8 protein-coding genes are annotated in these 11,960 nt (G+C 63.2%); 6 read left to right on the top strand and 2 right to left on the bottom strand.

Annotated features, from left to right (window positions below):
• The first annotated feature begins 2 nt into the window (after window positions 1–2).
• The 6 genes from DNK59_RS11890 (at window position 3) to DNK59_RS11865 (ending at window position 10,354) form a co-directional block, all read left to right on the top strand.
• Entirely contained in the window at window positions 3–1,730 is a 1,728-nt protein-coding gene (locus tag DNK59_RS11890; protein ID WP_110723315.1) for an autotransporter assembly complex family protein, read from the top strand.
• Complete coding sequence (locus DNK59_RS11885) at window positions 1,727–5,404, top strand: translocation/assembly module TamB domain-containing protein (RefSeq protein WP_110723314.1); 3,678 nt, start codon at window positions 1,727–1,729, stop codon at window positions 5,402–5,404. Before DNK59_RS11890 ends, DNK59_RS11885 begins: the two co-directional genes overlap by 4 nt.
• 198 nt (window positions 5,405–5,602) lie before the next feature.
• On the top strand, window positions 5,603–6,076 hold the full coding sequence (locus DNK59_RS11880; RefSeq protein ID WP_016965731.1) for a MarR family winged helix-turn-helix transcriptional regulator: 474 nt from the start codon (window positions 5,603–5,605) through the stop codon (window positions 6,074–6,076).
• Window positions 6,073–7,542: an efflux transporter outer membrane subunit gene (locus DNK59_RS11875; protein WP_110723313.1), complete on the top strand. Its 1,470-nt coding sequence runs from the start codon at window positions 6,073–6,075 to the stop codon at window positions 7,540–7,542. The genes DNK59_RS11880 and DNK59_RS11875 overlap by 4 nt, the downstream gene beginning before the upstream one ends.
• 15 nt (window positions 7,543–7,557) lie before the next feature.
• Window positions 7,558–8,757, top strand: a complete 1,200-nt coding sequence (locus DNK59_RS11870; protein WP_110723312.1) for an HlyD family efflux transporter periplasmic adaptor subunit — start codon at window positions 7,558–7,560, stop codon at window positions 8,755–8,757.
• A gap of 67 nt (window positions 8,758–8,824) precedes the next feature.
• Complete coding sequence (locus DNK59_RS11865; protein WP_047305323.1) at window positions 8,825–10,354, top strand: DHA2 family efflux MFS transporter permease subunit; 1,530 nt, start codon at window positions 8,825–8,827, stop codon at window positions 10,352–10,354.
• Window positions 10,355–10,476: 122 nt separating this feature from the next.
• On the opposite strand, the gene lpxH is transcribed toward DNK59_RS11865, so the two are convergent.
• On the bottom strand, window positions 10,477–11,229 hold the full coding sequence (gene lpxH / locus DNK59_RS11860) for a UDP-2,3-diacylglucosamine diphosphatase (protein WP_110723311.1): 753 nt from the start codon (window positions 11,227–11,229) through the stop codon (window positions 10,477–10,479).
• The gene (locus DNK59_RS11855; protein ID WP_060840144.1) at window positions 11,226–11,729 is read right to left on the bottom strand and encodes a peptidylprolyl isomerase; all 504 of its coding nucleotides are present in this window, start codon (window positions 11,727–11,729) and stop codon (window positions 11,226–11,228) included. Before DNK59_RS11855 ends, lpxH begins: the two co-directional genes overlap by 4 nt.
• Window positions 11,730–11,960 lie beyond the last annotated feature (231 nt).

Here is an 11,960-nt window from a genome sequence, read left to right as displayed (position 1 = left end):
CTATGAAGTTTTCAGGAAGATTTACCAGCGGCTTTTTGCTGTTGTTCACAAGCTGTGCGGCGCTGGCGCAGAGCGAATTGGATGTCAGGGTAAAGCCCGCCAATGACGAGCTGAAGGCCAATGTGGAGGGATACATTGGTGATGTCGGTGATCGTGATGAGCAAGCCCTGCTGCGGTTCAGTCGGGGGGCCGAGGAGCAGGCGAAGAAAGCCGCCCAGGCTCTTGGCTACTACCAGCCCCATATCCAGAGCGAAGTGCGCGGTGGCGACAAACCCCGCCTGCTGCTGCGTATCGATCCCGGCGAGCCGGTGCACCTGCGCAATGTCACGATCCGCGTCGAAGGTCCGGCGGCGTCCCTCAAGTCTTTTCGCACCCCCGACAGCGAGCAGCTCAAGCCGGGCGCGGTGCTCAATCATGGCCGTTATGAAGACGCCAAGCGCCTGATCCAGAACCAGGCCTCGCGCTACGGTTTTTTTAGCGGACGCTTTACGCGCCAGCAACTCTCGGTGGACCCACAGGCCGGCATCGCCGACATCGAACTGGTGTATGACAGCGGCCCGCGCTACACCCTGGGCAAGGTCAGCTTCACCGGGGATTCGTTGTTCGACGAAGACCTGCTACGGCGCATGGTGCCCTTCAAGAGCGGTGCCCCCTATGACTCGGAGCTGATCGCCGAACTCAACCAGGCGCTGCAGTCCAGCGGCTATTTCGAAGGCGTGCGGGTGGATGCCGCACCCACGGCCGCCGAACACCAAGTGATTCCGGTGGCGGTTCAACTGGAGACTCGCAAGCCGCGGACCCTGGGGCTGGGTTTGGGGTACTCCACCGACGTCGGTCCCCGGGTCAAGGCCAACTGGACCCGGCACTGGGTCAATCCCCAGGGCCACAGTTACGGCTGGGAGGCGGAAGTCTCGGCGCCCCGGCAGAACGTCGGCCTGTGGTACGACATTCCCCTGGATCCGCCGCTGACCGACAAGCTGCGCTTCGCCGGTGGTTACCAGAACGAAGAACTCGCCGGCACCGACACCCTGAGCAAGCTGCTCACGGTGGGCCCCGAATGGCACAGCAAGTTGCCCAGCGGCTGGCAGCGGGTGGTGTCGCTGAAGTATCAGCGTGAGGAATATCGCCTCGGGGACGACTCGGGTCTGAGTAACCTGCTGATGCCCGGTCTGACTTATTCCTACCTGCGCAGTGACAACCGCATCGATCCGCACAACGGTTATCGCATTCAGTTCGACACCAAGCTGGCCAAGGAGGGCGTGGGTTCCGATACCAATCTGTTGTACGGCACGGTGCTGCTCAAGGGCCTGACCACGGCCTGGGACAATCACCGGTTTCTCGGCCGGGTGCAGTTCGGGGGCAGCGCCACCAACGGCTACAAGTCGATTCCGCCGTCCCTGCGCTTCTTTGCCGGTGGCGACCAGAGCGTGCGCGGTTACGACTACCAGACCCTGTCGCCGGAAAACGCCGAAGGCGATCGCATCGGTGGCCGCTACATGGTGGCTGGCAGTGTCGAGTACCAATACTCCATTGCCGAGAAGTGGCGGATCGCGACCTTCGTCGACCAGGGCAACTCCTTCAATAAACTGGAACTGCCGAATCTCAAGACCGGGGTGGGCATGGGCCTGCGCTGGGTTTCGCCGGTCGGGCCGATCCGGGTCGACCTGGCCCATGCGCTGAATGATGACGGTGGTATTCGTTTGCACTTTTCCATGGGGCCAGAGCTTTGAAGCGTGGTTTGAAGATAACGCTGCTGGCGGTCCTTGCGCTGGTGATCCTGATCCTCCTGGCCGTGGCCGCTGTGCTGGGGACCCAGGCCGGGAGTCGCTGGGCCTTGACGCGGGTGCCGGGGCTGACCCTGGTGCATTTCGATGGCCGCCTCGGCGGCCAATGGAGTGCCGATCACCTGCTCTGGCAACAGGACGACAATCGAGTCGAGCTCAGCCAGGTGAAGTTCGCCTGGTCACCCGCCTGCCTGCTGCGCCGCACCCTGTGCATCGAGCAATTGCAGGCCGAGCAGGTCAGCCTGCAATTGCCGCCCGGTGCCGAGGATGAAACAGATTCAGCTCCCATCAGCCTGCCGGAGCTGAAACTGCCACTGGCCATCGAACTGGGCCAGGTGCGGATCGGCAGCTTGCTGTTCAACGGCAGCGAACAGCTCAAGGGCTTGCAACTGGCGGCGCACTGGACCGCGCAAGGCCTGCAGATCGACTCGCTGCAGCTGCAGCGCGATGACTTGAGCCTGAGCCTCTCCGGACTGTTGCAACCCGCTGGCGACTGGCCGCTGACCGCCCAGGGCACCCTCGCTTTGCCGGCTCCCGGTGGCGGCCCCTGGTCCCTGGCGCTGAAGGTGGAAGGCGACCTGCTCAAGACCCTGAAGCTGCATGCCGACAGCAGCGGCTACCTGCAAGGGCAATTGAGCGGCCAATTGCAGCCATTGGCGGAGAGCCTGCCGGCAGAGGTGCGGATCACCGCCGATGGTTTCAAGGCCAGCGCCGATCTGCCGGACACCCTGCAGCTGGATCAGTTGGAACTGAGCGGCAAGGGGGACCTGAAAAGCGGCTACCAGCTGGCGGGCAAGGCCAACCTGCCTGCGGAGCAGGGGCCGGTGGCCCTGGTGCTGCAGGGCAAGGTCGACGCCAAGGGCGCACAGATTGCCGCTCTGGACCTGAATGCCAGCGACCAGCAGCACCTCAAGCTCAGCGGGCAACTGGACTGGAGCGAAGGTTTTGCCGCCGATGCCAAGCTCGCCTGGCTGGATTTCCCTTGGCACCGCCTGTATCCGCTGATCGATGAGCCGGCCGTGCGGGTCCGCAGCTTCGACGCCGAGGTGGCTTATCGTGACGGTCACTACCTGGGCAACTTCAAGGGCGACCTGGACGGTCCGGCCGGCGCCTTCAGCCTGAGCAGCCCGTTCAGTGGCGACCTGACGAAAATCTACCTGCCGCAGTTCAAACTGCTGGCGGGGCAAGGCAAGGCCGAAGGTCACCTGAACCTGCAATTTGCCGATGGCATCGCCTGGGACACGGCCCTGGACCTGTCGGCGATCAATCCGGCGTATTGGCTGGCGGAGTTGCCCGGGACCCTGGCCGGCCCGTTGCGCAGTCAGGGTGAACTGAAGAATGAACAGCTCAAGCTCACTGCCGATCTGGACCTCAAGGGCCGCCTGCGCGGGCAACCGGCGCTGTTGCAGGCCAAGGCCGACGGCGCGGGGGAACAGTGGCAGCTGAGTGCGCTGGACATCCGCCTCGGCGACAACAGCATCAAGGGAACGGGCAGCCTGCAGCACAAGCTCGCCGGGCAACTGGACATCAAGCTGCCGCGCCTGGGCCAGCTCTGGCCGCAGTTGCGCGGGCAGCTCACTGGTCGGGTGGATCTGGCCGGGACACTCAAGGCGCCACAGGGCAAGGTGGATCTTGCGGGGCAACAATTGGCCTTTGCCGAGAACCACCTGCAAAACCTCAAGCTGAATGCCACGCTCGATGGTGCACAAAAAGCTCAGGTGGAGCTCAAGGGCAGCGGAATTCAGGCGGGAGACACTCAGCTGGGCACCCTGACCCTGGCCGGCCAGGGCGATATCAAGAAACAGGCACTGCAACTGGACCTGCAAGGCCCATTGCTGAAACTTGCCCTGGGCCTGGACGGTACCCTGGACCAGGGCAACTGGCGCGGGCGCCTGGCCAATGGCGATGTGCAGACCGGCGGCCAGGACTGGAAGTTGCAGAGCCCGGCCAAGCTTGAGCGGCTGGCCAGTGGCACCCTCAACTTCGGCGCTCACTGCTGGGTCAGTGGCGATGCCAGCCTGTGCGGCGAAGACCAGCGCTTGATGCCCGATCCGAAGCTGCGTTATCACCTCAAGCGCTTCCCCATCGACAGTCTGGCCCAATGGCTGCCCAAGGATTTTGCCTGGAAAGGCCTGCTCAATGCCGAGGTGCAGCTGGATCTGCCGGCCAGCGGTCCCAAGGGGCAGGTGGTCCTGGACGCCAGCGGTGGCACCTTGCGGGTCAAGGATCAGGATCAGTGGCTGGACTTCCCCTATCAGGCGCTGAAGCTCGATACCCGCCTCAATCCGCGGCGCATCGATACCCAGTTGCAGTTCGATGGCGGCAAGCTGGGGCAGTTGATGGTGCAGGCGCAGATCAATCCGCTGGCGAAAAACAAGCCCTTGTCCGGGGAGTTTCGTCTCAGTGGCCTGGACCTGTCGGTGGCGCGGCCCTTCGTGCCCATGGTGGAGAAGCTTGGCGGCAACCTGAATGGCAGTGGTCGCCTGTCGGGCGGGCTGTTGGCGCCTCAGGTCAATGGCAACCTGCAGCTCAGTGACGGGCAGGTGTCCGGCTCGGAGCTGCCCACCAGCCTTGAAGACCTGCAATTGACCGCACAGATCATGGGCGAGAGCGTGCGCCTGGACGGCGGCTGGAAAAGCGGCAAGTCCGGGCAGGGCAGCCTCACTGGCAACCTGGCCTGGGGCCGGGCGCTGGTGGTGGACCTGAGTCTCAAGGGCACGCAGCTGCAGGTGACGGTCGAGCCCTATGCGGCGCTGGAAGTGGCGCCGGATCTGAAGATCTCGCTGCGCGACGACAAGCTGGCGATTGATGGCAAGGTGTTGATTCCCAGGGGCCAGATCACCGTGCGTGAACTGCCGCCGTCCACGGTCAAGGTATCCGAGGACACGGTGATCGTCGGTCAGCAGACCGATGAGGGGCAAAAGCCCATGGCCATGGCGATGAACATCAATGTTGAGGTGGGGCGGGACAAACTCGGTTTTGCCGGCTTCGGCCTGACCGCCAACCTGCAGGGCCACGTGCATATCGGCGACAACATGGACACCCGTGGCGAGCTGTGGCTCAACGACGGCCGCTACCGAGCCTACGGCCAGCGCCTGACGGTACGTCGCGCGCGGTTGCTGTTCGCTGGGCCCATCGATCAGCCGTACCTGGATATCGAAGCGGTGCGCCAGACCGACAACGTGATCGCCGGCATCCGCCTGAGCGGCAGTGCCGAGCAGCCTGCAACGCAGATCTTCTCCGAGCCGGCCATGAGCCAGGAGCAGGCGTTGTCCTATCTGGTGCTGGGGCGGCCGCTGAGTTCCACCGGCGAGGACAACAACATGCTGGCCCAGGCCGCCTTGGGGCTGGGGCTGATGGGCAGCTCCGAACTCACCGGCGGCATTGCCAAGAACCTGGGGATCCAGGACTTCCAGCTCGATACCCAAGGCAGTGGCAACAGCACCAGCGTGGTGGCCAGCGGCAATATTTCCGAGAAGCTCAGCCTGCGCTATGGCGTCGGGGTGTTCGAGCCGGCCAGCACCATTGCCCTGCGCTACAAGCTGAGCAAGAAGGTCTACCTGGAAGCGGCCAGCGGTTTTGCCAGTTCCCTGGACATCTTCTATAAGCGCGACTTCTAAGTCCTGCCGCCGGGAGGCGCAACGCCTCCCGTTCACCTCGCGTCCTTCCTCGCTCCGGACCTGCGCCGCTCTCAAGGCGGCGTGCCGCGCCGTTTATCAAGTAAATAAAGAGCAAGCTAACTACTGCGTTGACATTCTCTGCCTAGGCAGTAATATCTCGACACACACTCTCTGCCTAGGCAGCTAATTGGTGGTCAGATGAAGCATTTCGAACCCGACGACTTTCACAATTGCCATCTCGGCCTGTTGCTGGGGCGTGCCGCCTTGCTCAAGGACCGGATCATCGACACGCACATGGAACCCCACGGCATCACGGCGGCGCAGTTCAAGGTGCTGATCATCATGGCCCAGTTCGGGGTCGATACCCCGGCCGAGTTGTGTCGTCACCTGTCCCTGGACAGCGGTTCGATGACCCGCATGCTCGATCGTCTGCAACAGAAGGATTTCCTTGCCCGCAAACGCTCGGAAGGCGACCGGCGCCAAGTGCGCCTGGTGCTGACCGAGGAGGGGCAGAAGCTCGCCGATCGGCTGCCCTACATCGGCGCCAATGCAATGAACCAGTTGGCCGGCGCCATCACCCCCGACGAGTTGCGCACCCTGGAACAGATCCTCAAGAAAATCTTGCTGGCAGCCGGTGACCCGATCACTGTCCTGCGCTTAGGTGAAAAATGAGCAGTAAAACCTTGCGTACACGTGTCAGCCTGGTGCTGTTGGCCATGAGCCTGGCCGGTTGTGCCAATTACAGTGGCCTGGCGACTTCCGGCGTCAACCTTGAGGCGCAGAGCCTGGCAACCGGTCAGTCGCTCAATGGCGTGAAGCTGTCGCCGGCGGCCTGGCCGCAAAGCGACTGGTGGAAAAGCCTGGGCGACAACCAGCTCGATGGCCTGATCCTGGAAGCTCTGCGGGACAGCCCGGACATGCAGATCGCCAGCGCCCGAGCCCATCAGGCCAGCGCCGCGGCCTATGCCGCCGATGCCGAGCGGATGCCGACCCTGGATGCCAGCGCCGGCGTCAGCCGCTCGCGTCTGGCCCGTGACCAGGATCCGCTGGGGCAGGGCGGCGCCTATTCCACGGTGCGCAACATCAGCGCCACCTTCAATTACAACTTCGATCTCTGGGGCGGCCAGCGTGCAGCCTGGGAAGCCGCGCTGGGCCAGGCCCGCGCCGCCGAGATCGACCGCCAGGCCGCCAGCCTGACCCTGGCCGCCGATGTGGCCAGGGCCTACAGCGACCTGGGGCGGGCCTATATCGTCCATGACCTGGCCGACGAAGACCTCAAGCGGACCCGGCAGATGCTCGATCTGAGCCGGCGTCGCCTGGATTCCGGGATCGACAGCCAGTACCAGTACCAACAGACCGAAAGCCTGGAGGCCAGTGCCCAGGCCAGCCTGATCGACGCTGAGAAGCAACTGCAGAGCGCCAAGATCACCCTGGCGGTGCTGTTGGGCAAAGGCCCCGGGCGGGCCGACGACATCGTCCGGCCCAAGGTCCTGCAGGCCAGTGCCGTGGCCCTGCCTTCGACCCTGCCCGCCGAACTGTTGGGACGCCGGCCCGATCTGGTAGCGGCGCGCTGGCGGGTGGAAGCGGCGAGCAAGAACATCGATGCCAGCAAGACCCGCTTCTATCCCAACCTCAACCTGAGGGCCAGCGCCGGTGCCGAGTCGTTGCTGGGGGATGCCATGTTCGGCTCCGCCAGCCGCTTCTTCAGCATTGCGCCGACCGTATCGCTGCCGATTTTCGATGGCGGGCGCCTGCGCGCGGACCTGGATGCCCGGGACGCCGACTACGACCTGGCGGTGGCGCAGTACAACAAGACCCTGGTGACCGCTCTGGGGGACGTCAGCGACAGCATCTCGCAGCTGCGCGATATCGGGCGGCAGATCGCCGCCCAGCAACATGCCACGGACATTGCCCGGGACTCCTACAACACTGTGGTTCAGCGCTTCGGTTCCGGTATCGGCAACTACCTGGATGTGCTGAGCATCGAGCAGCAGTTGCTCCAGGCCCAGCGTCAGCTGGCCACGCTGAATGCCCAGCAGATTGATCTGTCGATCCAACTGATGCAGGCGTTGGGGGGCGGCTTCGGCGCCCAGAACCTGGCTTCGGCCAACCCGACCCCAGCCCCGCAGACTAAATAATTCGAGGTATCCGTCATGGCCACTGCCGACACTCAAACAACCGAAAACACCCCGGACACCGCTCAATCGCGCAAGCGCAAAGTCATGCTGCTGGGGCTTACGGCCCTGGTCATCCTGGGCGGCCTGGGCGTGTTCGCCTGGCATGAGCTCTATGGGCGCTGGAATGAAAGCACCGACGATGCCTACGTCAACGGCAACGTGGTGGAGATTACCCCGCTGGTCACCGGTACCGTGGTCAGCATCGGTGCCGACGACGGCGATCTGGTGCATGAAGGCCAGGTGTTGATCAACTTCGACCCCAACGATGCCCAGGTCGGCCTGCAGAGTGCCGAGGCCAATCTGGCGCGCACCGTGCGCCAGGTACGCGGCTTGTACAGCAATGTCGATGGCATGCGGGCCCAGGTGGCGGCGCAGAAAGCCGAGGTGCAGAAGGCTCAGGAGAACTTCAGTCGGCGCAAGAACCTGGCGGCCAGCGGAGCGATTTCCCAGGAAGAACTGTCCCACGCTCGCGATGACCTGACCTCGGCGCAAAACGCCCTGGCCAATGCCCAGCAGCAACTCAACACCACCAACGCGCTGGTGGATGACACCGTGGTGTCCAATCATCCGGATGTGCAGGCCGCGGCGGCGCAACTGCGCCAGGCCTACCTGAACAATGCCCGCAGCACCCTGATCGCGCCGGTGACCGGCTATGTGGCCAAGCGCACCGTGCAGCTGGGGCAGCGGGTCCAGCCGGGCACCGCGCTGATGGCGGTGATTCCTCTCGACCAGCTGTGGATCGACGCCAACTTCAAGGAAACCCAGCTGCGGGACATGCGCATCGGTCAGGCGGTGGAGATCGAGGCGGACATCTACGGCAGCGATGTGAAATACAGCGGCACCATCGATAGCCTCGGTGCCGGTACCGGCAGCGCCTTCGCCTTGCTCCCGGCGCAGAATGCCACCGGCAACTGGATCAAGATCGTGCAGCGGGTGCCGGTGCGTATTCACGTGAATGCCGAAGAGCTGGCCAAGCATCCGCTGCGGGTTGGCCTGTCGACTCTGGTGAACGTCAACCTGCGGGACCAGAGCGGCCCGGTATTGGCCCAGCAGCCTCCGCAAAAGGCGTCTTTCAGCACCAATGTCTACGACCGTCAGTTGGGTGAGGCCGATACGCTGATTGCCCGCCTGATCCACGACAACAGCGCTGCCATCGGCAAGACCGCCCAGCGCTGATTCGCCAATCCGTCGACCCCGGCCGGCCTGACGGCCGGGGTGCCTGCCCTGTTCCAAAGGATTCGCGATGAGCAATAACGCATCTTTCAAGCCGCCCAGCCTGCTGCTGAGCACCATCGGCCTGTCCCTGGCGACCTTCATGCAGGTGCTCGACACCACCATCGCCAACGTGGCGTTGCCGACCATCTCCGGCAACCTCGGGGTGAGTTCGGAGCAGGGCACCTGGGTGATTACCTCGTTCGCCGTGAGCAACGCCATCGCCTTGCCGCTGACCGGCTGGTTGAGCCGGCGTTTCGGCGAGGTGAAGCTGTTTATCTGGGCCACGCTGCTGTTCGTGCTGGCTTCGTTCCTGTGCGGCATTTCCACCTCGATGCCCGAGCTCGTCGGCTTTCGCGTACTGCAAGGGGTGGTGGCGGGCCCGCTGTACCCGATGACCCAGACCTTGCTGATTGCCGTCTACCCGCCGGCGAAGAGGGGCATGGCCCTGGCGCTTTTGGCGATGGTCACGGTGGTGGCGCCGATTGCCGGGCCGATACTCGGTGGCTGGATCACCGACAGCTACAGCTGGCCGTGGATCTTCTTCATCAACGTGCCGATTGGTCTGTTCGCCGCCTGGGTGGTGCAGCAGCAATTGAAGGCGCGGCCGGTGGTCACCAGCCGCCAGCCGATGGACTACATCGGTTTGCTGAGCCTGATCGTCGGGGTGGGGGCCTTGCAGATCGTCCTCGACAAGGGCAACGACCTGGACTGGTTCGAGTCCAACTTCATCATCGTTGGCACGCTGATCTCGGTGATTGCCCTGGCAGTGTTCGTGATCTGGGAAATGACCGATCGTCATCCGGTGGTCAACCTGCGGCTGTTCGCCCATCGCAACTTCCGCATCGGCACCATTGTGCTGGTGGGCGGTTATGCCGGGTTCTTCGGGATCAACCTGATCCTGCCGCAATGGTTGCAGACCCAGATGGGCTACACCGCCACCTGGGCCGGTCTGGCGGTGGCGCCGATCGGTATTCTGCCAGTGTTGATGTCGCCCTTTGTCGGCAAGTACGCCCACAAGTTCGACTTGCGGCTGCTGGCCGGGCTGGCGTTCCTGGCCATTGGCCTGAGCTGCTTCATGCGTGCCGGCTTCACCAATGAGGTGGACTTCCAGCACATCGCCCTGGTGCAGTTGTTCATGGGCATTGGCGTGGCGCTGTTCTTCATGCCGACCCTGAGCATCCTGATGTCCGATCTGCCGCCGCACCAGATCGCCGACGGCGCTGGCCTGGCGACCTTCCTGCGGACCCTGGGGGGGAGCTTCGCGGCGTCGCTGACGACCTGGATCTGGATTCGCCGGGCCGATCAGCACCATGCCTACATGAGCGAGAGCATGAGCATCTTCGATCCGGTGACCCGGGATGCGCTGAACAATCTTGGTGGTGCGAGCAGCAAGGCTTACGCGCAGTTGGATCAAGTGCTGACCAGCCAGGCGTACATGCTTTCGACGGTGGACTATTTCACTTTGCTGGGCTGGGGCTTCATGGGCCTGATTCTGCTGGTCTGGCTGGCCAAGCCACCCTTTGCCGCGAAGGCCGGCCCGGCCTCGGCGGGGCATTGATGGCCATTGTCGTAGGAGCTGGCTTGCCAGCGAAGGCGTCCGCAAGGGCGATGCCAGGCTTGCTGGCTCCTACGGTGGGACATTTGCTGTAGGAGCTGGCTTGCCAGCGAAAGAGATGCCGCTCAAGGCGAATCGGGCAATCGCGCCTGCGTGGCTACGAAATCGAACGCAGCCAGTTGGAAGCCTTGCTCGTCCACCTGCAATGCCCATCCCTGTCGGTCCCAATCCCCCAGCACAATGCGCTTGGCGGCCTGCTCGCCAATCTGCAACTTGTGAATCGCCGGACGGTGGGTATGGCCGTGAACCAGGGTGCCCACGCCATGTTCGCGCATGACCCGCGGCACTTCGTCCGGGGTCACGTCGACAATGTCGTTGGCTTTCATGCGGGTCTGGGCCCGGCTTTCGTTACGCAGCTTGCGCGCCAGCTTGCGCCGGGTGCCCAGGGGCAGGTGGCGCAGAATCCACAAGCTCAGCGGGTTGCGCAGGTAGCGGCGCATGCGCATGTAGGCCTCGTCACGGGTGCACAGGCTGTCGCCGTGCATCAGCAACACCGGCTCGCCGTAGAAGTCTACGACGCTGGGGTCCTTGAGCAGGGTGGCGCCGGCTGCCTCGCAGAAAGCTGTGCCGAGCATGAAGTCGCGATTGCCATGCATCAGGAAAACCTGTGTGCCGCTGTCGCTGAGTTCTCGCAGTGCCTGGCAAATGGAAAGTTGGTAGGGGGTCATGGCATCGTCGCCGATCCATACCTCGAAAAAATCCCCGAGGATGTACAGCGCCTCGGCGGCGCGGGCGCGCCCACCGAGTAAATCCAGAAACGCCCGGGTAATGTCCGGGCGCTCCTCCTCCAGATGCAGATCTGAAATCAGCAATATCACTCAATGATCTCGGCTTTCTCGATGATCACGTCTTCGGCGGGTACGTCCTGGTGGCCGGCTTTCATGGTGGTGGCCACGCCTTTGATCTTGTCGACCACTTCGGTGCCGGCGATCACCTTGCCGAATACTGCATAGCCCCAGCCTTGAACGGTCTTGCCGCTGTGGTTGAGGAAGCTGTTGTCGGCAACGTTGATGAAGAACTGCGCGGAAGCCGAATGCGGCTCCATGGTGCGGGCCATGGCGACGGTGTACTTGTCGTTGGAAAGGCCGTTGTCCGCTTCGTTCTGGATGCTTGGGCGCTTGTCTTTCTTTTCTTTCATGCCAGGTTCAAAGCCACCGCCCTGGATCATGAAGTTACCGATGACGCGGTGAAATACGGTGTTTTCATAGTGACCGGCTTTCACGTATTCGACGAAGTTGGCCACGGTCAACGGGGCTTTCTCGGCGTTCAGTTCCAGCACGATCTCGCCGTGGTTGGTGGTCAGTTTGACTTGGGTCATGGTCGGTACTCTTTATAAGGAAAAGCGTTTTCAAGAAAATCCAGAGTGGCGGAGCATGCATGCGCTCCGCACCGGTTTGGCCGTCCTGCAGCCAAGGAGCGCAGTTTAGCGTGACAACCGCGAAATTCGAGGCTGTTTTTTCACGGCCGGGGCATTAATCGCCGCAGTTTTAAAGTTGCGCTCTGTCAGGCGCTTGACAGCATCGGCTATGATAGCCGTTTTGATTTATCA

Origin of the sequence: Pseudomonas sp. TKO26, assembly GCF_003225665.1 — a bacterium.
GTDB lineage: Bacteria > Pseudomonadota > Gammaproteobacteria > Pseudomonadales > Pseudomonadaceae > Aquipseudomonas > Aquipseudomonas saponiphila.
The sequence above is the reverse complement of the archived record's forward strand: the minus strand, read 5'-3'. Positions and strand labels throughout refer to the sequence as shown.